The sequence below is a fragment of the Herbiconiux aconitum genome (assembly GCF_024979235.1).
Classification (GTDB): Bacteria; Actinomycetota; Actinomycetes; order Actinomycetales; family Microbacteriaceae; genus Herbiconiux; species Herbiconiux aconitum.
The window spans coordinates 169265-191677 of the sequence record NZ_JANLCM010000001.1 but is presented as its reverse complement, the minus strand read 5'-3'; the positions used below and the strand labels follow the sequence as shown (position 1 = coordinate 191677).

General features: G+C 70.9%; 21 protein-coding genes. 14 read left to right on the top strand and 7 right to left on the bottom strand.

Annotated elements, in window-relative coordinates; translation table 11 throughout:
* Window positions 1-183 precede the first annotated feature (183 nt).
* Window positions 184-702: a DinB family protein gene (locus N1027_RS00840; RefSeq protein WP_259504043.1), complete on the top strand. Its 519-nt coding sequence runs from the start codon at window positions 184-186 to the stop codon at window positions 700-702.
* Between the two features lie 266 nt (window positions 703-968).
* Here the strand turns inward: N1027_RS00840 and uriH are convergent, their stop codons facing one another.
* The gene (uriH, locus tag N1027_RS00835; protein WP_259504041.1) at window positions 969-1907 is read right to left on the bottom strand and encodes a uridine-preferring nucleoside hydrolase UriH; all 939 of its coding nucleotides are present in this window, start codon (window positions 1905-1907) and stop codon (window positions 969-971) included.
* 43 nt (window positions 1908-1950) lie between these two features.
* Window positions 1951-3000, bottom strand: coding sequence for an Atu2307/SP_0267 family LLM class monooxygenase (locus tag N1027_RS00830; protein ID WP_259504039.1), 1050 nt, complete (start codon window positions 2998-3000; stop codon window positions 1951-1953).
* Between the two features lie 79 nt (window positions 3001-3079).
* Between N1027_RS00830 and N1027_RS00825 the strand changes: the two genes are divergently transcribed.
* The 4 genes from N1027_RS00825 to N1027_RS00810 all read left to right on the top strand — a co-directional run bounded on the left by N1027_RS00825 (window position 3080) and on the right by N1027_RS00810 (window position 6283).
* Window positions 3080-3541 (top strand): MarR family winged helix-turn-helix transcriptional regulator, encoded by a 462-nt coding sequence (locus N1027_RS00825; RefSeq protein ID WP_259504038.1) that lies wholly within the window; start codon window positions 3080-3082, stop codon window positions 3539-3541.
* Window positions 3538-4224 carry an NADPH-dependent F420 reductase gene (locus N1027_RS00820; protein WP_259504036.1) on the top strand — a complete coding sequence of 229 codons (687 nt, stop codon included), beginning with the start codon at window positions 3538-3540 and terminating at the stop codon, window positions 4222-4224. The genes N1027_RS00825 and N1027_RS00820 overlap by 4 nt, the downstream gene beginning before the upstream one ends.
* 62 nt (window positions 4225-4286) lie before the next feature.
* Window positions 4287-5498: an adenosylhomocysteinase gene (locus tag N1027_RS00815; RefSeq protein WP_259504035.1), complete on the top strand. Its 1212-nt coding sequence runs from the start codon at window positions 4287-4289 to the stop codon at window positions 5496-5498.
* A 5-nt stretch (window positions 5499-5503) separates the two neighbouring features.
* Window positions 5504-6283: an IclR family transcriptional regulator gene (locus N1027_RS00810; RefSeq protein ID WP_259504026.1), complete on the top strand. Its 780-nt coding sequence runs from the start codon at window positions 5504-5506 to the stop codon at window positions 6281-6283.
* Between the two features lie 33 nt (window positions 6284-6316).
* Here the strand turns inward: N1027_RS00810 and N1027_RS00805 are convergent, their stop codons facing one another.
* A complete protein-coding gene (locus N1027_RS00805; protein WP_259504019.1) occupies window positions 6317-7456 on the bottom strand; it encodes a hypothetical protein in 1140 nt (379 codons plus the stop codon).
* 177 nt (window positions 7457-7633) lie between these two features.
* Between N1027_RS00805 and N1027_RS00800 the strand changes: the two genes are divergently transcribed.
* Complete coding sequence (locus N1027_RS00800) at window positions 7634-8755, top strand: adenosine deaminase (protein ID WP_259504016.1); 1122 nt, start codon at window positions 7634-7636, stop codon at window positions 8753-8755.
* 79 nt (window positions 8756-8834) lie between these two features.
* On the opposite strand, the gene N1027_RS00795 is transcribed toward N1027_RS00800, so the two are convergent.
* The 3 genes from N1027_RS00795 to N1027_RS00785 form a co-directional block, all read right to left on the bottom strand.
* Window positions 8835-9245: a glyoxalase superfamily protein gene (locus tag N1027_RS00795; RefSeq protein ID WP_259504013.1), complete on the bottom strand. Its 411-nt coding sequence runs from the start codon at window positions 9243-9245 to the stop codon at window positions 8835-8837.
* A gap of 56 nt (window positions 9246-9301) precedes the next feature.
* Complete coding sequence (locus N1027_RS00790) at window positions 9302-10084, bottom strand: ABC transporter permease (protein ID WP_259504011.1); 783 nt, start codon at window positions 10082-10084, stop codon at window positions 9302-9304.
* Window positions 10085-10199: 115 nt separating this feature from the next.
* The gene (locus tag N1027_RS00785) at window positions 10200-11381 is read right to left on the bottom strand and encodes an ABC transporter ATP-binding protein (protein WP_259504005.1); all 1182 of its coding nucleotides are present in this window, start codon (window positions 11379-11381) and stop codon (window positions 10200-10202) included.
* Window positions 11382-11441: 60 nt separating this feature from the next.
* Here N1027_RS00785 and N1027_RS00780 point away from each other — a divergent pair, with 60 nt between their 5' ends.
* Genes N1027_RS00780 through N1027_RS00770 form a run of 3 tightly spaced genes read left to right on the top strand, consistent with a single transcriptional unit; the run spans window position 11442 to window position 13205 of the window.
* On the top strand, window positions 11442-12437 hold the full coding sequence (locus tag N1027_RS00780) for a helix-turn-helix transcriptional regulator (protein WP_259504003.1): 996 nt from the start codon (window positions 11442-11444) through the stop codon (window positions 12435-12437).
* A 14-nt stretch (window positions 12438-12451) separates the two neighbouring features.
* Window positions 12452-12928, top strand: a complete 477-nt coding sequence (locus tag N1027_RS00775; RefSeq protein ID WP_259504000.1) for a PTS sugar transporter subunit IIA — start codon at window positions 12452-12454, stop codon at window positions 12926-12928.
* A gap of 4 nt (window positions 12929-12932) precedes the next feature.
* A complete protein-coding gene (locus N1027_RS00770; RefSeq protein ID WP_259503998.1) occupies window positions 12933-13205 on the top strand; it encodes a PTS sugar transporter subunit IIB in 273 nt (90 codons plus the stop codon).
* Window positions 13206-13748: 543 nt separating this feature from the next.
* Here the strand turns inward: N1027_RS00770 and N1027_RS00765 are convergent.
* Complete coding sequence (locus N1027_RS00765) at window positions 13749-14537, bottom strand: IclR family transcriptional regulator (RefSeq protein ID WP_259503996.1); 789 nt, start codon at window positions 14535-14537, stop codon at window positions 13749-13751.
* A gap of 180 nt (window positions 14538-14717) precedes the next feature.
* On the opposite strand from N1027_RS00765, the gene hutH reads away from it, so the two are divergent.
* From hutH to hutI, 5 genes are read left to right on the top strand one after another with little or no spacing between them, the layout of a single operon-like run.
* The gene (gene hutH / locus N1027_RS00760) at window positions 14718-16274 is read left to right on the top strand and encodes a histidine ammonia-lyase (RefSeq protein WP_259503994.1); all 1557 of its coding nucleotides are present in this window, start codon (window positions 14718-14720) and stop codon (window positions 16272-16274) included.
* Between the two features lie 10 nt (window positions 16275-16284).
* Window positions 16285-17949 (top strand): urocanate hydratase, encoded by a 1665-nt coding sequence (hutU, locus tag N1027_RS00755; RefSeq protein WP_259503992.1) that lies wholly within the window; start codon window positions 16285-16287, stop codon window positions 17947-17949.
* A complete protein-coding gene (locus N1027_RS00750; protein WP_259503989.1) occupies window positions 17946-19133 on the top strand; it encodes an allantoate amidohydrolase in 1188 nt (395 codons plus the stop codon). The genes hutU and N1027_RS00750 overlap by 4 nt, the downstream gene beginning before the upstream one ends.
* A complete protein-coding gene (locus N1027_RS00745) occupies window positions 19130-20824 on the top strand; it encodes a formimidoylglutamate deiminase (protein ID WP_259503987.1) in 1695 nt (564 codons plus the stop codon). Before N1027_RS00750 ends, N1027_RS00745 begins: the two co-directional genes overlap by 4 nt.
* Window positions 20821-21984: an imidazolonepropionase gene (gene hutI, locus N1027_RS00740; RefSeq protein WP_259503984.1), complete on the top strand. Its 1164-nt coding sequence runs from the start codon at window positions 20821-20823 to the stop codon at window positions 21982-21984. Before N1027_RS00745 ends, hutI begins: the two co-directional genes overlap by 4 nt.
* The last annotated feature ends 429 nt before the right edge of the window (window positions 21985-22413 follow it).

The window sequence follows — 22413 nt, the reverse complement described above, 5'->3', positions numbered from 1 at the left end:
GCATCGTTACGCCGCGTTCTCCACAGGTGCTTCGTCGAGTCGCCAAAATCGGACGGAATGGCAGACCGCGTAACGGCGTGTTTTGGAGATTCGACGGAGGGCCGACGGCGGGTGGCAGGAAGTGGGGGTGGGGTGGCGGGAAAGGGGTGGAGGGGGCGGGGATGAGAACGTAGAGTCGGACGCATGGCGATTGTTCCCGACACCAAGAACTGGACCTGGGTGCTCGAACGCGAATGCCCCGAGTGTGGCTTCGACTCGAGCGCCACGCAGGCGAGCGACGTTCCTGGGCTGCTGCGCGTCAACGCCTCGGCGTGGCCCGCGGTGCTCGAACGCGACGACGTCGCCGTGCGGCCCGACGAAGCGACCTGGTCCGACCTCGAGTACGCCGCGCACGTGCGCGACGTCTTCCGCATCTTTTTGGTGCGCCTCGAACTGATGCTCGACGAAGACGATCCCGAGTTCGCGAACTGGGATCAAGACGTCACCGCCATCGAAGAACGCTACAACGAGCAAGATCCGGCGGTCGTGGCCGTCGAACTCGCCGAAGCAGCCGAAGCGCTCGCGCTGGCCTTCGAGTCGGTTCCGGATGACGCGTGGGAGCGCAAAGGCTTCCGTGGCGACGGATCGGCCTTCACCGTCGACACCCTCGCCCGGTACATGGTGCACGACCCTGTGCACCACCTCGACGACGTGAAAGGCTAGACGGCCGTCGCGGCGCATCCGATCCGTGCGCCGTGGTCCGAATGCGTGCAGTCATTCGGGCCACGGCGGGGGGATCGGGTGGGGTTGATGGGGTACCGCTTCGCCGCTTCCCTCGATGCGCGGCCTGCGGTCGCGCGTCGCTTCTTGCTCGCGCCGCCGCTTCTGCGGCGCGAGGCGACGTGTTCGCGTGCGGTCGCTGACGCGGCCGCGCGCTCACCCTGGGTCGTCGAGTAGGGCCTGGTGCGTTCGATATCGTCTGAGGTCTTTCAGCCCGGGATGCGTTCCAGGGCGTCCACGATCAGGTCCCAGAACTTGTCGTGGTCGAGGTCTACGGCCACCTGCGTGGTGCAGTCGGCGGGGGCGGGCGCGCGGAAGTCGGCCACAGTCATCCCGAGCGTGTGGGTTCCGGCGAGCTCGACCGCCAGAGGTGCGCGCCGCACCGTGATGACCGAAGGGTCGATCACCCGCGCCACCGCGCAGGGGTCGTGCACCGGCGGGTGCGCGAAGCCCTGCGCCTCGAGGTAGCTGTCGCCGAAGAACTCGAGCAGCTCCACCACGAACTGCGCCGGCGCGGTGCCGATCGATCGGATGCGCTCGAGAACCGTCGGCGTCGCGATGGCCTGATGGGTGAGGTCGAGACCGACCATGGTGAGCGGCCACGGCTCCGAGAACACGATGTGCGCGGCTTCGGGATCGATGATGATGTTGAACTCGCTCGTGGCACTCCAGTTGCCGCCGTGGTAGCCGCCGCCCATCAGCACGACCTCCTTGACGCGCGGCACGATCCGAGGTTCCTTACGGGCGGCGAGGGCGATGTTGGTGAGGCCGCCCGTGGGCACGAGGGTGACGGTGCCCGGCTCCTCGGCCATGATCGTGTCGATGATGAGATCGACCGCGTGCCGGGGGTCGAGCGCGAGCGTCGGCGGCGGCAACTCCGGGCCGTCGAGCCCTGACTCACCGTGGATGTCGGGAGCGACCTCGATGGCCCGCACCAGCGGCCTGGCGCATCCGGCCGCGAACGGCACGCCCGTGATGCCCGCGACGCGCGCCACCGAGAGCGCGTTGCGGGTGACCTTCTCGAGCGTCTGGTTGCCCACCACCGTGGTGACGGCGAGCAGCTCGATCGACGGATTGCCGTGCGCCAGCAGCAGCGCGATGGCGTCATCGTGACCGGGGTCGCAGTCCAGGATGATCTTCTGCGGCACGGTTGCTCCTCGCCGGGTCGGGGTGGTGAAAGAACGAGTCTATTCAGACCCCGAGCAGCTCCCGCACGCGCGGCGCGACCTCGGTGCCGTAGAGCCGGAGGTTCTCGGCCAGCACCGCGTGCGGCATCGGACCCATCCCGTATTTCAGGTCGAACCGGTTGGCACCGAGCAGCGCCATGGTCTTCGCGATCTTCTGCGCGACGGTCTCCGGCGAGCCGATGTACAGCGATCCACGATCGACTTCGCGCTCGAAGTACTCGCGCGTGATCGGAGGGAAGCCGCGCGACCGCCGCACGTCGAGCAGGAAGCTCTCGTAGAAGGGCCAGAACTCCTCGCGCGCCTCGTCGTCGCTCGCGGCGACGTGCCCGGGGGAGTGCACCCCGATCGGCAGCGGAGGCCCGCCGAACTCGGCGCCCGCACGCCGGTAGAGCTCGGAGAGGTTGGTGAAGCGCGCCGGGTTGCCTCCGATGATCGCGAGCATCAGCGAGAAGCCGTGCCGCGCGGCACGCACGACGGAGTTCGGGCTGCCGCCGACGCCCACCCAGGTGGGCAGAGCTCCGGATGCGGTGCGCGGGTACACCGGCAATCCCGGCAGCGCAGGCCGCATCGTTCCCGACCAGGTCACCGGTTGCTCGGCACGCACCGCGGCGAAGAGGTCGAGCTTCTCCTCGAAGAGCTGCTCGTAGTCGGCGAGGTCGAAGCCGAAGAGCGGGAACGACTCGGTGCTCGACCCGCGACCGAGGATCACCTCCGCGCGGCCGTTCGAGACGGCATCCAGGGTCGCGTAGCGCTGGAACACCCGCACCGGGTCGTCGGAACTCAGCACGGTGACCGCTGAACCGAGTCGGATGCGCGTGGTGCGGGCCGCGATCGCTGCAAGCACCACGTCGGGTGCACTGAGCGGCATCTCGGCGATGTGGTGCTCGCCGAGCGCGAAGTGGTCGATGCCGGAGCGGTCGGCGATCACCCCCTCCTCGACGAGTGCTCGCATGTTCTCGGCGTCGCTGAACGGAACGCCGTCGGCATCCGTCGTGATGTCGCCGAACGAGTCGACGCCGAAGGTGATGGGGTGGTCGTCCAGGCGCGTGATCATCTGTTCTCCCTCGGTGGCCATATGGTTGACACATCAATCATAAGTGGTATAGTTGACATGTCAACAACAGGAGGCAGTGATGAATTCCTACCGGCTCAGCGCAGACGAACTCGCGACCTGGCGGTCTTTCATCGAGGTCGCCTCCGATCTCTCCACCGTGTTCGGCGCGCAATTGCAGAAAGAAGCCGATCTCTCGCCGGGCGACTACGCCGTGCTGCTGGCGCTCTCCGAGGCCGACGAGCACCACCTGCGTTCCTCGGAGCTCGCGGCCACCATCGCCTGGGAGCGGAGCCGCCTCTCGCACCACCTCGCCCGCATGGAGAAGCGCGATCTGCTGCGTCGTGACGAGTGTCTGACCGACAATCGGGGAGCCGAGATCGTGCTCACCGAGGCCGGCGCCGAAGCGTTCCGGCGCGCATCCGTCCCCCACCTCAAGGCGATCAAGACGACGTTCGTCGACGCCCTCACCCCCGCTCAACTGCACGATCTGGCCGGCATCACCGCCGCCCTGCGCGACCACTTGGAGAACACCCGCTCATGACCGAATCGATCGTTCCCACCCCCACCCCCACCCCTACTCCCACCCCACTGCGCGTCGCCGTGCTCGGCACGGGCCACATCGGTCCCGCCATAGCGCGGGCGGCCCGGGATGCGGGCTACGACGTCACCGTCTCGGCGTCGGGTTCGCCGGAGCGCATCTCCCTCATCGCGCAGGTGGTGATGCCGGGAGTCGAGCCCGTCTGGGCAGCCGAGGGCATCGGGCGGGCCGACGTGGTCGTGCTCGCCATCCCGCTGCACCGTTTTCTCGCGATCGACGCCGAGGCGCTGCGGGGCAAGATCGTGATCGACGCGATGAACTACTGGGCGCCCACCGACGGAACGTTGGCAGCCTTCACCGACAGCGCTCTCGGAACCAGCGAGATCGTGCAGCGCCACCTCGCCGGCGCTTCCGTGGTGAAGACCCTCAATCACACGGGCTACCACGACCTCGAAGAAGACCGCCGACCGGCGGGCGACCCGGAGCGGCGCGCTCAGGGCGTCGCCGGCGACGACCCGCAGGCAGTGGCGCTGGTCTCGCGGATGGTGGACGCGATGGGGTACGACCCGCTCGTCATCGACGGCCTCGCGGGCGGACGCATCCTGCAGCCCGGCGGCCCGGCATTCGGTGCGCGGCTGACGCTCGCGGAGCTGGAAGACGCGGTGGAGGTCGACGTCGCGGCCTGAGCTCGCGCCCGGAAGGTGCTTGCATATATGAAAACAACATTCATCTGTGCAATACTCGCGGTATGAGCACCGCAGAGCAGCAGAGCACGCAGCCGTCGTCGACCGATCTCGCAGAGAAGGGCGCCGCCCGCGTGGAGTGGATCCGCTCCCGGATGCCGCTGCTCGCCGCCATGCGCGAGGAGTTCGCCGAGCGGCAACCCTTCGCCGGCCGCCGCATCGGCATGTCGCTGCACATCGAGCCCAAGACGGCGGTGCTGCTCGAGACCCTCCAGGCCGGCGGCGCCGAGATTGTCAGCACCGGCAACCACGGCTCGACCCAAGACGACGTGGTCGCGTTCCTGCTCGGGCAGGGCATGACGGTGTTCGGCTCGCGCGACGACACCCTCGAGCAGCACCACCTCAACCTCGCGGGTGTGCTCGACGCCGCTCCCGACATGCTGCTCGACAACGGGGGAGACCTCGCGGCGGGCATCGTGGCGCGGGGCGCGACCGCGAGCATCCTGGGCGGCACGGAGGAGACGACCTCGGGCGGCGACCGGTTGCGCAGCGAGCTGGCCGGGGTCATCCCGTTCCCCGTCATCGTCATCAACGACAGCCTGCTCAAGGCCATCGGCGAGAACAAGCACGCCGTGGGGCAGTCCGTGGTGGAGAGCTTCATGCGCATCACGAACCTGATGGTTCCGGGCCGTCGGTTCGTGGTGGTGGGGTACGGCTGGTGCGGCCGCGGCGTCGCGCACTACCTTCGTGCGCTCGGCGGCAAGGTCGCCGTGGTCGAAGTCGACGAGCTGAAAGCCTTCGAGGCGGCACTCGACGGGTTCCGGGTGTCGACCGCCGTCGACGTCGCGCCCTGGGGCGACGTGTTCATCACCGCCACCGGCCACGCCGACGTGCTGACGATGGACGCGATCGAGCGGATGCACGACGGTGCCGTTCTCGCGAACTGCGGCCACTTCCCGTGGGAGATCGACGTCGCAGGGCTCCGGGCCGCCGCCGTGGCCTCCCGCGAGATCGACGACGCGATCGAGCGACTGGACTTCGCCGACGGGCGGCACGTCATCCTGCTCGCCGGCGGCCGCATGTTCAACCTCGCCGGCCGCGAGCCGAAAGGCAACTCGCTCGAGTCGATGGACCTCGGGTTTCTCCTGCAGACCCTCTCGCTCGAACGCGTCGCCACCGCGGCGGCATCACTTGCACCAGGCGCCCAGCCGGTTCCCGACGACATCGACCGCACCATCGCACGACGGATGCTCGCGACGATGCACGCGGCGGAGTGACGCGGATGTCTGCCGCCGGCCCCGATGCCCACTCCGGCTCCGAGGTCGTCGACGCCCCTCAGGATGCCGCCACCAAGTCGGCCCCCGACTACGCCGTGCCCGCCCTGGAGAAGGCTCTCGACATCCTCGAACTGCTCGCCGAGCAGCGCGGCGGTCTCGGGCAGCTCGAGATCGCGCGCGCGACGGATCGTTCGGCCAGTCAGATCTTTCGGGTGCTCACGACCCTCGAGCGCCGCGGCTACCTGCATCGCGACCGCCAGTCGGGGCTCTACACGCTGACCCTGCGCCTGTTCGACCTCGCGCACCGCCAGGACCCGCTGCGCTCGCTCGACGCCGCGGCGCTCGCGCCCATGCGCCGGCTCGCCGAGGGCACGCGGCAGTCGTGCAACCTCAGCGTGATCGATGCCGGACGCGTTCGCGTGGTCGCCCAGGTGGAGAGCCCGGGCGATTTCGGGTTCCGGGTGCGTGTCGGTGCCCTCTTCCCGCTCGAGAGCACGGCCACGGGCGCCGTGATCGCCGCCTACATGCCATCGGATGCCGCGGTGCCGGGCTCCGAGGGAGACGCGGCTGCGAGCATCCGCCGTGACGGATTCCTCGTGCGGGCCGACCCGCTGCAACCCTCGATCACGGATGTCGTGTTTCCCATCCTGGGCCGCGACGGGCGGGCGCTCGCGGCGCTCACCGTGCCCTACGTGGCGACGAGCTTGAGCGAACTGCCGAGCGACCGCGTGCGCGACGCCGCCGCGGCGACCGCCGCCGAGATCAGCGCCAACCTCGGGCTCTGAGGGTCGCAGGTTCAGCGCGGCTGGCTTCCGTGCTCAGCGGCACTGCCCCGCAACGGCGATCTGCTCGTCGCTCGGCCGGCCGTAGGCTTCGATGCCCGAGCCCGCCGTGTCGAATCCGAGACTGATCGACCAGGCCGTGGCCCACATCTCCTGGTCTTCGTGGAAGGTCGGACCGCTGAACAGCGGCCAGCAGACGTCGCGGTAGGCCTGGGTGTGCCCCACCTCGTGCGCCACCAGGGCGCGCGCGTTCTCGTCGTCGCCCCAGTACTCCTCCACGCCGTAGTTCAAGGTGATGATCGCCCAGCCGCCGTCGCTCGTCCAGGTCTGGGCGGTGCCGGAGTACCAGCCCTCGCCCTTGCCGTTGACCTCGGGTGCCCACACGAAGTCGAGGGTGGTGCCGCTGCTCAGCGAGCGCGCGTAGTCCTCGATCTCGCGGCGCACGGCCAGCGCCGGGTCGGCGAGTTCTGCGGCCTCGCTCGCCTGCGAGGCGGCCAGCGCATTCTCGGCCGCGACGAACGACGAGAGGAACGCGCCGTCGCGCGACGGGCTCTGACTCTGGTCGGTGGCCTGTTCGATAAGGCGGGTCAGTGCGACCTGTGACTCCTTGGTGGCCAGGGTGTTCGCGGCGATGTCGTTCGTGCCGCGGGTGGCCACTGCGCCGAAGTAGCTGGCCTCGGCGTCGTCGACGGCGTCTTGCGCGTCGTCGGCCGCCTGGGCTGCGGCGATCAGCGCATCCCGGTCGCCCGCGGCATCCCGGGCGAGAGCGCTGAGAGTGTCCGCATCGGCGAAGAGTTCCCAAGGCGGGCGGAAGCCGGCTTCGGCCGAGTCGACGGATGCTTCTCCGTCCGGCTCCACGGGAGGCGCGTCGTCCAGTGCGTCGAGGGCTTCGAAGGACTGCCGCAGCGCCGTCGCCTCCGGGGCCGCGTCGGCACCGAACTCGGCCGTGGCGACGACCGAACCCACGCGTGCGGTCACGTCGACGCCGTTGCGCATCCGGGCGTCGTAGGCGGTCTGCGCGGCCGTCTCCTCTTCGGTCGCCGTCGCGAACACGGCCGTCCAGAGTTCGAGGCGCTGGTCGGCGAGCACGCTCACACCCCAATAGCCGCCCGCGACGAGGCCCAGCGCGGCGAGCACGACGCCCGTCACGACGATCGGCCGGCGATTCCTGCGCATCCGTCATCCCTTCCGCCGCGGATCCCCCGGCGGCCAGGACATCGTATCCGCCTGGGCCCGCTGTGGGGGCCCACCGTCTGGTGCCCCTGCGTCCCGTGCGGGCCCGCGACTCCGCGCCCGCGTCTCTCCGCCCGCGTCCCCGCCCCGGAGCCGGGTCGCAGACCCTAGGCTGGTGCCATGACTGCAGCGCCTGAGGAATACCTCGTCCCCGGAACCGGAATCAGCTTCAATTCGCTTCCCAAAGTGTCCCTCCACGACCACCTCGATGGCGGGCTGCGGCCGGCCACCATCATCGAGCTGGCCGACGCGCTCTCGCTCGAGCTCCCCGCCACCGACGAGTTCGAACTCGGCGAATGGTTCGAAGACAGCGCCGACTCCGGGTCGCTTCCCACCTACCTCGCCACGTTCGACGTCACCATCGCGGTCATGCAGACCCGCGAAGGCCTCACGCGGGTGGCCCGCGAATTCGTGAACGACCTCACCGCCGACGGCGTGATCTACGGCGAGGTGCGCTGGGCGCCCGAGCAGCACCTCACCAAAGGCCTCACCCTCGACGAGGTGGTGGAGGCCGTGCAGGAGGGCATCGAACTCGGAACGGACGACGCCCGGAACGACGGTCACAGCATCCGCGTGGGCCAGCTGGTCACGGCCATGCGGCACGCGGATCGGGGTCTCGAGATCGCCGAACTCGCCGTGCGGCACCGCGACCGCGGCGTCGTGGGCTTCGACATCGCGGGCGCCGAACTCGGCTTCCCGCCGGCCCGCCAGCTCGAGGCGTTCGACTACCTCGCGCAGAACTTCTTCCCGGTCACTGTGCACGCCGGCGAGGCCGACGGTCTCGACAGCATCCGCGGCGCCCTGTTCCACGGCCGCGCGCTGCGGCTCGGGCACGGCGTGCGCATCGCCGAAGACATCGAGGTGGAGCGCCAGGACGACGAGAACACCTACGTCACCCTGGGCCTCCTGTCGCAGTGGGTGAAAGACCGCGAGATCGCCCTCGAGCTCTCGCCGTCGTCGAACCTGCAGACCGGCGCCATCGCGGCCTGGGGCGAGGAGCTCGCCGACCATCCCTTCGACCTGCTCTACCAGCTCGGTTTCCAGGTGACGGTGAACACCGACAACCGCCTCATGAGCAACACCACCATCAGCCGCGAGCTCGCCCTGCTGACGGATGCGTTCGGTTACGACCTCGCCGACATCGAGGTCTTCCAGCTGAACGCGGCCGCCGCGACCTTCCTGCCCCTCGAAGACCGCGAAGACCTCGCCGACGCCATCTCGGAGGGCTTCGACGAGGCCTGATCGCGCTTCCGCTCGCCCACTCGTCCCTAATCGGGCCAAAACCCACGGGTTGGCCCGATTCGGGACGAGTCGCGGGCGATCAGGTCGCGGAGTAGCTGCCCGCCTGCTTTTTCGCGAGCTCAGCGTAGTCGGGGAGCTGTTGCAGGGCCCAGGTGTTGCCGTCGGGGTCGCTGAAGTAGACGAAGCGGCCCCAGTCCTGCTCGTCGACCTCACTGGCGGGCACGTTGTTCGCCAGCAGGTGCTCGCGCGCGGCGTCGGCATCGGCGACGACGATCTGCACGCCCTTCTGCGAACCGGGCGCCATCTCGGTGATGCCTTTGCCGAGCACGATCGAGCAGGCGGAGCCGGGCGGGGTGAGCTGCACGAAACGCAGCTCGTCGGTGACCGTGTGGTCATGGTCGGCGATGAAGCCGACCTGGTCGACGTAAAAGGCCTTCGCGCGGTCGACGTCGCTCACGGGAACGGCGACGAGTTCGATCTTCCAGTCCATGATGTGGTCCTTTCGTGGTGGTGAGGATACTGCGGAGTCGGTGGCGGAGGCCAGGGTCAGCGCGATTTCTTCATCGAGCGGATGCCCACGGCCAGGCCGACCGCGGCCAGCACGATCGCCGCCACGAAGCCCCAGAGCACCGCGGGCGAGGAGAGGTCGCCGGCGAACAACGCGCGCTCGGCGGTCACGACGTAGCTGAGCGGATTGAAGGCGGCCGCCACCTGCATCCAGGCCGGCCCACCCTCGAGCGGCAGCAGCATGCCCGAGAGGATCATCAGCGGAAAGATCGTGGCCTGCTGCACGCCCCAGAACATCCAGTCGCGGTTGCGGCTCGCGAGGGCCAGCGCGTAGCTGAGCGAGCCGAAGCCGAGGCCGAACACGGCGAGCAGCACGAGACCGATCACCATGCCCGCCGGGTTCACACTGAACCCGAACGGGATCGTGACGAGCGCGATCACGCCGGCCTGCACGATGATCGGCACCATCTCCTTCAGGGCGCGGCCGATCAGCAGCGACGAGCGCGCGATCGGGGCCACGAGAGTGCGCTCGTGCGAGCCGGTCTGCATCTCGAACAGCAGGTTCGCGCCGGTCGTTCCGGTGCCGAACAAGGCGATCATCACGAGGATGCCCGGCACGAACCACTGCAGTGTCTCGCTCGCAGGCTGCCCGGAGCTCGCGACCAGCAGCGGCCCGAAGAGGCCGAGGAAGACGAGTGGCTGCAGCAGGCTGAAGATCAGCGAGAACGGATCGCGCACCACCGGCCGCAGCTCGCGCACGAGCACGTTCGCGGTGTCGCGCACCGGTGAGGTGGCCCGGGTGGTGGTGGCTATCGAGGTCATGAGCAGGCCTTTCGTTCGTGGGTGGGCATCGAGTGGGCACGATTTGTCGTTCGAGCGGTGGCTGGGAGACGATTCGTGCCCACTCGATGAGGCGGATGCGTGCGCTGGTGGGGGGTCATGCGGAGACCTGGGCAGGGGCAGTGGTGGTTGCGGTGGCCTCGGTGCCCCCGGCGGGGTCGGCCTTCGAGGCGGCGGAGGCGGTGGTCTCGCCCTCGTCGCGGAGGCTGCGGCCGGTGAGGGCGAGGAACACGTCGTCGAGGGTGGGCTGGCGGAGGGCTGCGGAGGTGACCGCGATTCCGGATGCGTCGAGCTCGCGCAGGAGCACCGGGAGCACCCGGTCGCCGTGGTCGACGACGAGCTCGAGGCGCAGTGGTGCGCCGGGCCCGGCAGCGGTGCTGCCTGATGCCGTCGTGGCGGAGCCCGCGCTGCCGCGAGCGGGGACGACCTCGCCAGCGTGCCCGTCGAGCAGCCGGGCGGCGACCTGCCGGGCGCGAGTCAGCGCATCCGTGGTGCCGCGCGCATCCGGAGCGCCGCCCTCGAAGCCGAGCGTGATCACGTCGCCCGCGAGTGTCGTCTTGAGCGAGGCGGCGGTGTCGTCGGCGATGACGCGGCCGTGGTCCATCACGAGCACGCGTTCGGCGAACTGGTCGGCTTCGTCGAGGTAGTGGGTGGTGACGAAGATCGTTGTGCCGTGCTGTTCGCGGAGCTCCAGGATGTGCCGCCAGAGGTTGGCGCGGCTCTGCGGGTCGAGTCCGGTGGACGGCTCGTCCAGAAAGAGCAGCGAAGGGGAGTGCACGAGTCCGAGCGCGATGTCGAGCCGCCGCTTCTGCCCGCCGGAGAGCCCCATCACGGTGCGCTTGGCGAGAGGCGCCAGGTCGAGCGACTCGAGGAGCTCGTCGGTGCGGCGGGCGGCGTCGCTGCGCGACATCCCGTAGAAGGCCCCTTGGCTCAGCATCTCGTCGCGCACTCGCTGGTTGTTGCCGGCGCTGGTGCCCTGGCCGATGTAGCCGATCGTGCGGCGCACGGCGGCCGGATCGCGGGCGATGTCGTGACCGGCCACCACGGCCGTGCCGCTGGTGGGAGGCAGGAGGGTGGTGAGCATCCGGAGACTCGTCGACTTGCCGGCGCCGTTCGGGCCGAGGAAGGCGACGAGTTCGCCCCGGGTGACGTCGAGGTCGAGGTCGGTGACGGCGTCGACTTGAGCGCGTTTGACGGTGAACTGCTTGGTCAAGCCGCGGGCGGTGATGATCGCGTCGCGGGAGCGAGCGGAGCCAGAGGAGTGAGGTGATGAGGTCATGCGATCACCCTAGAAACCATTCAGGTCAGTTTCTGTCCTGATTGCGAGAGAATGTAGAACATGGCCGAAACGACCTCGCGCATCCTCACTCTGCTGAACCTGCTGCAGACCCACCGGCAGTGGGGCGGCGGCGATCTCGCCGAGCGCCTCGGCGTCACCGAGCGCACCCTCCGGCGCGACATCGAGCGCTTGCGCGAGCTCGGCTACCGCGTCGAAGCCACCCGGGGCGCCGCCGGAGGCTACCGGCTCGAGGCCGGCTCGCAACTGCCGCCCTTGCTGCTCACCGACGATGAGGCCGTGACCATGGCCATCGGATTGCGCGTCGCCGCGACCCAGGGGCTGGCCGACGGCGAGCAGACGACGCTCAGTGCCCTCGCCAAGTTCGAGCAGGTTCTGTCGGCCGCGCTCCGTCAGCGCGTCAATGCGGTCGCCGGATTCGTGCAGCCGCAGTCTCCGCGTTTCTCCGACGCACCGGTCTCGCAAGAGCTGCTCGGCCAGCTCGCGCTCGCCTGCCGTGATCGCGAGCGCATCCGGTTCCACTACGTGGCCGCGGGCGGGGTCGACAGCGATCGCGTGGTCGAGCCGCACACCCTGGTGGCCGCCGCGCGCCGCTGGTTCTTCGTGTGCTGGGATCTGCAGCGCGACGACTGGCGCACCTTCCGCGTCGACCGGATGAGCAGCTTCTTCGGCACGCGCGTGCACTTCGACCAGCGCGACCTTCCGGCCGAAGACGCCGCCGCTTTCGTGGCGAGCGCGTTGACGGCGCTCCGCCGCCGCGTCTCCGCCGACGCGCATCTGAGGATGCCGCTCCGCGTGATGCGCGAGCAGTTCGGCCCGTGGTCGACCGACGCCGAGGCCATCGACGAGGAGTGGACCCGCTGGCCGATCTCCGGCGACAGCCTCGAGACGATGCTGTCCTCACTGGCGTGGATTCCGGTGGGTGTCGAATACACGCTGCACGGCCCGCCCGAGTTCCTCGCCTTCGCCGCGGAGGCCGCGGAGCGGATGCGCAGGGCGGTTCCAGCGAACTCCCCGTTTGACCGTCTGGCCGACTGACATAATCCTCAGAGATGTCGTTCCCGCTGCCCTCGCTCGACCACCTACCCGATCCGGCCATCGCACTGAAGGCGACGGCGACGGACTGGCGATCGGCCGTGCGTGTCGCGGCTGACGCCCTCGAAGCGGCGGGGTACGCCGACGCGTCCTACGGCGACCGGATGATCACTCTGGTCGAGGAGTACGGGCCCTACATCGTCATCGCCCCGGGCCTCGCGATGGCGCACGCCCGCCCGGGTGCGGATGTCCATGCGCCTGGCCTCGCGCTCGTCACGCTCGCCGAGCCGGTGAATTTCGGTCACGCGCACAACGACCCGGTGTCGGTGGTGATCGGGTTGGCCGCCACCGAGGCCGACCAGCACGTCGCATCCGTCGCCGCTCTGGCGAACGTGTTCAACGACGAGACGATCGTGCCCGCGCTCGCCGCAGCCGGCTCGTGCGACGAGATCCGACGTCTGCTCGGCGCGGCCGCCGGCGCTGACCTATCCTGAAGCCATGAAGATCGTCGCCATCTGTGGCGCGGGCATCGGCACCTCCGAGATCCTGCGCGTCAATGCCGTGCGCGCACTCGAGCGGCTCGACATCGACGCCGAGGTCAGTGCCACGGATGTCGCGAGCGTGGGTTCGGCGGCCGCCGACGCCCAGGTCATCCTGACCTCACCCGAGCTGGTGGGGGCGATCGGGCGCACCAACGCCGACATCGTGGTGATCGAGAACTACTTCGACCTCGACGAGATCACGGCGAAGCTCGAGGTCGCGGTCGGCTGAGGCGTCGTCACGAGCCTCGGGGCGGGTGGCTGAGGGGTCGTCACGGGCCTCGGCGCGGGTGGCGCTGACGCGATTCGGAGCTGTCGCGATTTTGCGCGGGCTCGATTCAGTGCTGTCGCGATTTTGCGCTTCGTGCCGTTTCGGGAGGAGCAGCGTGGCACGAGGCTCTGTACGGGCTGTCGTCTGCTCATCCTCCTCCCGAAGCGGCGAACGGAGCGCCGAAACGGGGCGGATACGGCGAACGGAGCGCCGAACGGGGCGCGGGGCGGATACGGGGCGCGGGGGTGGCGCGGCGCGAAGGCGCAGAACCGGGGCGCGGAGGGCGGAGGTGGGGCGCGGTTGTGGCGCGGCAGGCGCAACGGGGCGCGAAGGGCGGAAACGGGGCGCGGCTGTGCCGCGGCAGGCGTAACGGGACGCGGAGGGCGTAACGGGGCGTGGAGGGCGGAAACGGGGCGCGGCTGTGGCGAGGCAGGCGCAACCGGCGCGGAGGGCAGAAGCGGCGCCGAGCGCCGGAAACGGCGGCGACGGGCGAAACGAACCGACTCAGAGCGTGCCGCGGATGCGGCGGGAGAGCTCCGCGGCGTAGCGGCGCACGTCGTCGGCGAGGGCCGGCCAGGCCTCCGGAGCGACCTCGGCCCGCGCGAAGGTGACCGCGATGCCCGCGGCGGGCCAGCCCGAGTGGTCGCGCACCGCGACCGCGACTGAGGCGAGCTCGGCCGTGACGTCGCCGTCTTCGGCGGCGTAACCCTGCCGGCGCACCGATTCGAGCAGGCGTTTCAGCTCGCCGTACGACTTCACGGCGCCGAGGTCGTGCTCGGCGTCGCCGGTGCTGCGGGCGGCGAAGGCCGCGCGATCGGGGAAGAGCGCCCGCAACTGATTGGGCGGCAGCGTCGCGAGCAGCGCCCGCCCGCTCGCGGTGAGGTGGCTCGGCAGCCGCACGCCGACATCCGTCACCAGTGCGGGGCGACCGGGCGCGCGCTCCTCCACCAGGTAGAGCACGTCGCGCCCCTGCAGCACGGTGAGGTGCCCGCTCTGGCCCAGCTCGTCGACGAGGGCGGCGAGAATAGGGCGGGCGAGCCGGGTGAGGGGCTCCTGCCGCAAGAAGCCCGAGCTGAGTTCGAAGGCGGCGACACCGATGCCGTAGCGCCGCGACTCCGGGAAGTGCAGCACAAAACCCTCCTGCTGCAGCACCCCGAGAAGGCGGTAGACGGTGGAGCGGGGGAGTTCGAGGGCGGCGGCGATGGCGCTCGCAGGAACCGGGCCGCGCTGCCGGCCCAGGTGCTGCAGGATGCGCAGCGTGCTGCGCGCGGCGGGCACGTCGCTGGTGGCCAAGGGTGGGTATTCCTCTCCGGTGGTGGTGGTGGCGGCGGGTGGTGATGGCACGTGGGCGGCGGCGCGCGCACCATGGCGACGGGGGCGGGACGCGAGCGGCGCATCCGTTTGTCTCGTATGCGAGACACCAGCCAGCCTAAACCGCGTGACCCCGGATGCCGCGACCCCGACGATGGAGACATGAACAACGCAGCACCTGTGCGAGTCGGTATCGGACCTCTGAGCGTCTCCGAGGTGGTCGCGGTGGCGCGCCGCGGAGCACCCATCGAGCTCGATCCTGACGCCCTCGCCGCAGTGGCCGAGAGCCGCGACCGCATCGACCGGCTGGCCGGCGATGAGCGCCCGCACTACGGAATCTCCACCGGATTCGGCGCCCTCGCCACCACCTACATCGCCGCCTCCCGCCGCACGACGCTGCAGCAGAGCCTGGTGCGCTCGCACGCGGCCGGATCGGGCGCCGAGGTGGAGCGCGAAGTCGTGCGCGCCCTGATGCTGCTGCGCCTGTCGACCCTGCTCACCGGGCGTACCGGCATCCGGCCCGCCACGGCCGAGGCCTACGCCGGCCTGCTGAACGCGGGCATCACGCCGATCGCGCGGGAGTACGGCTCGCTCGGCTGCTCCGGCGATCTCGCGCCGCTCTCGCACTGCGCCCTGGCGCTGATGGGAGAGGGGGAGGTGCGCGACGCGAACGATGAGCCGATGCCTGCGGCCGAGGCGCTCGCCGCCGCCGGCCTCGCGCCGGTCGTGCTCGCCGAGAAGGAGGGGCTCGCCCTCATCAACGGCACCGACGGGATGCTCGGCCAGCTCTGCCTGGCCATCGACGACCTCGAGGGGCTGATGCGGAGCGCCGATGTCAGTGCCGCACTCGCGGTCGACGGACTGATGGGAACCGACACCGCCTACGCCGCCGACCTCCAGGCGTTGCGCCCGCAGCTCGGGCAGGCCGATTCGGCGGCGAACCTGCGGGCGTTGCTCGAGGGCTCCGAGATCATGGCGAGCCACCGCGGCCCCGAAGACACCCGGGTGCAGGACGCCTACTCGCTGCGCTGCGCCCCTCAGGTGCACGGGGGTGCCCGCGACACCATCGCGCACGCGCGGCTGGTGGCCGAGCGCGAGCTCGCCTCCGCCGTCGACAACCCCGTCGTCACCCTCGACGGCCGGGTGATGTCGAACGGCAACTTCCACGGCGCACCCGTGGCCTACGTGCTCGACTTCCTCGCCATCGTGGTGGCGGATGTCGCGAGCATGAGCGAGCGGCGGATCGACCGGATGCTCGACCCGAACCGAAACCACGGACTCCCGGCCTTCCTCGCGCACGACGCCGGGGTCGATTCGGGTCTCATGATCGCTCAGTACACGGCCGCGGGGATCGTCTCCGATCTGAAGAGGCTGGCCGTGCCGGCATCCGTCGACTCCATTCCGTCGTCGGCCATGCAAGAAGACCACGTGTCGATGGGCTGGCATGCCGCCCGCAAGCTGCGCAGTGCGGTCGACGGGCTGACCCGGGTTCTCGCGATCGAAGTGCTCACCGCCACTCGCGCCATCGACCTGCGCGCACCGCTCGAGACCGCGCCGGCGCTCCGCCGGGTCGTCGCGACCGTGCGCACGAGCGTCGAGGGACCCGGCCCCGACCGCTACCTCTCGCCCGAGATCGAGGCCGTGGTCGAGCTGGTGCGTGGCGGCGCCGTGCTCGACGCGGCCGCCTCGGCACTTGAACCCGCGACCCGGTTGATCTGAAAGGCAGGCGATGTCCACTCACGAAGCCCGACCCGTGCGAGCCCCGCGTGGCAGCACGCTCACCGCGAAGAGCTGGCAGACCGAGGGCCCCTTGCGGATGCTCATGAACAACCTCGACCCCGAGGTGGCCGAGCGCCCCGACGATCTCGTGGTCTACGGCGGCACCGGGCGGGCGGCCCGCAGTTGGGAGGCCTACGACGCGATCGTGCACGCGCTCACCGGTCTCGAGAGCGACGAGACGCTGCTGGTGCAGTCGGGCAAGCCTGTGGGCATCTTCCGCACCCACGAGTGGGCGCCGCGGGTGCTCATCGCGAACTCGAACCTGGTGGGCGACTGGGCGACCTGGCCGGAGTTCCGGCGGCTGGAGAGCCTCGGACTCACGATGTACGGGCAGATGACGGCCGGGTCGTGGATCTACATCGGCACCCAGGGCATCCTGCAGGGCACCTACGAGACCTTCGCGGCCGTGGCCGAGAAGCGCTTCGGCGGCACGCTGGCCGGCACGCTCACCCTGACCGCCGGCGCGGGCGGCATGGGCGGCGCGCAGCCCCTCGCGGTCACGATGAACGGGGGTGTGGTGCTGATCGTCGATGTCGACCGTGCGCGCCTGGAGCGGCGGGTGCAGCACGGCTACCTCGACGAGATCGCCGACGACCTGGAGGCCGCCGTGACCCGGGTGCACGCGGCGGCCAGGAAGGGCATCCCGCTCTCGGTCGGGTTGGTCGGCAACGCGGCGACGGTCTTCTCCGAGCTGCAGAGCCGCCGCGTGCCCATCGACGTGGTGACCGACCAGACCTCGGCGCACGATCCGCTCAGCTATCTGCCCGAAGGGGTCTCCGTCGACGAGTGGGCGGCGTACGCGGCGCGGGCGCCGGAGGAGTTCACCACCCGGGCCCGCGCCTCGATGGCGAAGCAGGTGGCGGCGATGGTGGCGTTCCAGGATGCCGGGGCCGAGGTGTTCGACTACGGCAACTCGATCCGGGCCGAGGCCCAGCTCGGCGGATTCTCGCGAGCGTTCGATTTCCCGGGGTTCGTGCCGGCGTACATCCGGCCGCTCTTCGCGGAGGGCAAGGGGCCGTTCCGCTGGGCCGCGCTCTCGGGCGACCCAGCCGACATCGCGGCGACCGACCGGGCGGTGCTCTCGCTTTTCCCCGACGATGAGAAGCTGCGCCGCTGGATCACCGCGGCCGGCGAGAAGGTGCACTTCGAGGGGCTGCCGGCGCGCATCTGCTGGCTCGGGTTCCGTGAGCGGCACCTCGCGGGGCTGAAGTTCAACGAGATGGTGGCGTCGGGGGAGCTCTCCGCGCCCGTGGTGATCGGGCGCGACCACCTCGACTCGGGGTCGGTGGCCTCGCCCTATCGCGAGACCGAGGCGATGGCCGACGGATCGGATGCGATCGCCGACTGGCCGCTGCTGAACGCCCTGCTGAACACGGCCTCCGGGGCCACCTGGGTGTCGATCCACCACGGAGGAGGAGTCGGCATCGGGCGGTCGATCCACGCCGGGCAAGTGGTGGTGGCCGATGGAACGGCGCTCGCCGCCGAGAAGATCGAGCGGGTGCTCACGAACGACCCGGGCAGCGGTGTGATGCGGCACGTCGACGCGGGGTATCCGCGGGCGGAAGAAGTGGCGCGGGAGCGCGGGCTGCGCGTGCCGATGTGGGAGTCACCGTGAGCGAGACTGCGCACGGCGTGCTGACCGGGCTCGACGCGATCGCGGGCGTCGGCGCGGATGCTGCGCGCGGCGGTTTCAGCCGGCACCTGTGGAACGGTGCCGACCTCGAGCTGCGGGAGTGGTTCACAGAGCGGGCTCGGGCGGTGGGGCTCGACGTCGAGGCCGACCGCAACGGCAACCTCTGGGCCTGGTGGGGTGCGCCCGGGTCAGGGGCCGTGGTCACCGGCAGCCACCTCGACTCGGTTCCGGGGGGAGGCGCCTATGACGGGCCGTTGGGCGTGGTGAGCGCTCTGGACGCGGTGGGCCGACTGCGCGCATCCGGGTTCCGGCCGTCGAAGCCGTTCGCGGTGGTGGTGTTCGCCGAAGAGGAGGGCTCGCGTTTCGGTGTCGCGTGTCTCGGATCGCGGCTGATGACGGGGGTGCTCGACCCAGCGCGGGCTCGGAGCTTGCGCGATGCTGACGGCATCACCCTGGCCGAGGCGGGTGCTTCGGCGGGGTTCGACGTCGCTCACCTCGGCGCCGATCCGGCCGCCGTCGAACGGATCGGCCTGTTCATCGAACTGCACGTCGAGCAGGGCCGCGGGCTGATCGATCTGGGTGCGCCGGTGGCGCTCGCCTCGTCGGTTCTGGCGCACGGACGGTGGCGGTTGGAGTTCCGGGGCGAGGGCAATCATGCCGGAACCACGCTGATGAGCGACCGGCGCGACCCGATGATCGCGGCGGCGCGGGCGGTCGAGGCCGTGCGGGAGGCGGCGATCGCGGTGCCGGGTGCGCGCGCGACGGTGGGGCGCATCGAGGCGGTGCCGGGCGGCACCAACGTGATCGCCTCGACGGTGCGGGTCTGGCTGGATGCCCGAGCCCACAGCGACGAGGAGACCCGGATGCTCGTGGCCGAGATCGAGCGGCGGGCCGGTGCGTCGTCGTTCGTGGAGGAGTCGTGGTCGGGCCGCGTCGAGTTCGACGGCGAACTGCGTCAGCGGCTGCAGGGCGTCGCCGGGCCCGTGCCCGTGCTGGCCACCGGCGCGGGGCACGACGCGGGCGTGCTCGCGGGTGTGGTGCCCACCGCGATGCTCTTCGTGCGCAACCCCACGGGCGTCTCGCACGCGCCGGAGGAGTTCGCCGAACTCGCCGATTGCCTCGCCGGAACGGATGCGCTCGAGACGGTGCTGCGGGGGCTGTTGTGAGCGTGAGCGTCTGGTGCGAGACCGTGGTCGGCGAGAGCGGCGTCGAGAACGACGTGCGCTTCGAGACCGATGGCGCGGGACGCATCGTCCGGCGCGCCTCGGAGCAGCCGGCGCGGCCTGGCGACCTGCGGCTCGGCACGGTGGTGGCCGGGGCGGGAAACGCGCATTCCCACGCCTTCCATCGTGTGCTGCGTGGGCGCACCCACGACGACGGCGGCGACTTCTGGCGCTGGCGCGACTCGATGTACGCGGTGGCCGGCTCTCTCGAACCCGAGAGCTACTTCGCGCTGGCGCGGGCCGTGTTCGCCGAGATGCTCACGGCGGGCTACACCGCAGTCGGCGAATTCCATTACCTGCACCACCGCCTTGACGGCAGCCCTTACCCGCACGAGTTCGAACGGGCGTTGGCTGCTGCGGCGGCCGCTACGGGCATCCGTCTCACCCTCCTCGACACGGCGTATCTGCAAGCCGCACCAGGCAGGCCCCTCGAGCCGGCGCAGCGTCGCTTCGGCGACCGGGATGCCGCGGCCTACCTGTCGCGCTGGTACGCGTTGCGGGAACTCGTGCCCTCACTCGGCGCCGCCGTGCATTCGGTGCGGGCGGTGCCCCCGACGGCGATCGCAGACATCGTGGCGGGCCTGCCGCCGGAGGTGCCCCTGCACGTGCACCTCTCCGAGCAGCCGCGCGAGAACACGGAGGTGCGCGCGGCCTACGGGGTGAGCCCCACGCGGTTGCTCGCCGACCTCGGTGCGCTCAGCGCGCGCACCTCGGTGGTGCACGCGACCCACCTCGACGACGCCGACATCGCCCTGATCGGAGCGGCCGGTGCGGGGGTCGTGATGTGTCCCACCACCGAGGCCGACCTCGGCGACGGCATCGGGCCCGCGCGGGCTTTGCGCGATGCGGGCGCGGTGCTGGCGGTGGGTTCGGATCAGCACGCGGTGATCGACCCCTTCCTCGAATTGCGCGCTCTCGAGATGCACGAGCGATTGGCCTCCGGTCGCCGCGGTGTCTTCACGCCGGCCGAGCTGCTGGCCGCGTCGGCGTCGGGTTCCTATCGCGCGCTCGGATGGGGGGAGCCCCGTCGGGATTCGACCTCATTGCACGTCGGTGATCTCCTCGACCTCGTCGAACTCGCGGTCGACACCGTGCGCACCGTCGGGGCCCGGCCCGGGCAGCTGCCCCTCGTGGCGACGGCGGCCGACGTGCGGCGGGTGCTCGTCGGGGGGCGCGTGGTCGCCGACTCGGGGATGCTGGCCGGTGGCGCGCATCCGGCCGACCTGCTCCGTGACGCCCTGGCCCAGCTCGACCGCGGGCATCCGGCCTCCGTCCGCGCCGATGCTCCCGCTCGCGCCGAGGTTCCGGGTCGCGCCGATGCTCCCGCTCGCGCCGAGGTTCCGGGTCGCGCCGAGGTTCCGGGTCGCGCCGAGGTTCCGGGTCGCCCCGAGGTTCCGGCTGGCGGCGAGGTTCCGGCTGGCGGCGATGCTCCGGCTGGCGGCGAGGTTCCGGATGGCGGCGATGCTCCGGCTGGCGGCGATGCTCCGGCTCGCATCGACGCGTCCGGCACCGTCGCGTCCGCGGGCACCGAACTCTCTGCCCGCACCGAGGAACCCGGCGGCGCCCCCGAACCCACCGGCGCGTCCGCTCGCCCCAACACGCCGGGCGTCACCGAACCAGGAGGCACCGCATGACCGCACATCTGCTCACCGGCATCAGCGAGCTCACCACCAACGACGACGAGCTCGGTCGTCTCCACGACGCCGCCCTCGTCGTCGACGACGGCGTCATCGCCTGGGTCGGCCCGGCCGCGGGCGCGCCGGATGCCGACACCCGCACCGACCTCGGCGGTCGCGCCGTGCTCCCGGGCTGGGTTGACACGCACACGCATCCGGTGTTCGCGGGCGAGCGCAGCGCGGAGTTCGAGGCGCGCATGGCGGGCGCCCGCTACGAGGCCGGCGGCATCGCCTCGACCGTGGCCGCGACCCGGACGGCGACACCCGCCGAGCTCCGAGCGACGGCCAAGCGACTGCGGCGGGAAGCCGAGCGGCAGGGCACCACCTTCCTCGAGGCGAAGACGGGATACGGACTCGACGTCGAGTCCGAGCGCGGGTCGGCGATCGCCGCGGCCGAGGTCGCCGACGTCGTCACCTTCCTCGGCGCACACCTCGTTCCACCCGGCGTCGACCGCCGCGACTACCTCGATCTCGTCACCGGTCCGATGCTCGAGGCCGTCGCGCCATTGGCCCAGTACATCGACGTCTTCTGCGAGGAGGGCGCGTTCGACGTCGAGGAATCGCGCGAGGTGCTGCTCGCTGGCCGCCGCGCCGGACTGAGCCTCCGCGTGCACGGCAACCAGCTCGGGCACTCGGGCGGTGTGCGGCTCGCGGTCGAGCTCGGTGCCGCGAGCGTCGACCACTGCAACCATCTCGACGCCTCCGACATCGCGGCCCTCGCCGACTCGTCGACGATCGCGACCTTCCTCCCGGCCTGCGACCTCTCCACCCGCGAACCGTTCGGACCCGCTCGAGCGCTCCTCGACGCCGGCGGCCGGATCGCGCTCGCCACCAACTGCAATCCCGGCACCTCGTACACCACCTCGATGGGGTTCTGCGTGGCAACCGCCGTGCTGCAGATGCACCTCACGGTCGAGGAAGCGGTCTTCGCGGCGACGCGGGGCGCCGCGCACGGGGTCGGCCGCGACGATCTCGGGGTCGTGCGTGTGGGCGCGCGGGCCGACTTGCAGGCCTTGGATGCGCCGTCCGTCGTGCACCTGGCCTACCGCCCCGGCGTGCCCCTCACGTCTGCCGTCTGGCGCGCCGGCACCCTCGTCGTCGGCACCCCCCGCCCCTGACCCTCGGCGCGTCCGCTCCGCTGGCGCGCCCGCCTCATGGTGCGTCCGTCCCGCGGGTGCGTCCGTCCCGCGGGCGCATCCGCTCCGCTGGCGCACCCGCCTCATGGTGCGTCCGTCCCGCGGGTGCGTCCGTCTCGCGGGTGCGTCCGTCCCGCCGATGCACCCGTCGCACCGGCGCATCCGCCCCGCCGATGCATCCGCCCCGCCGGCGCACTGGCCGCGCGGTGCATCCGCCCCACCCGTTCCGACGGAGGGTGTGCGGAACGTCGGTCTCAGACTCCGTCGTTTTCGTCGAACGGCGCGATTCTCCGTCGTTCCGGAGCGGCTCGGTGCCGCCAAGCGCCAGGCGCCAGGCTCCAGGCTCCAGGCTCCAGGCTCCAGCCTCCAGGCTCCAAGCGCCAGGCCCCAAGCGCCAACCCCCAAGCGCCA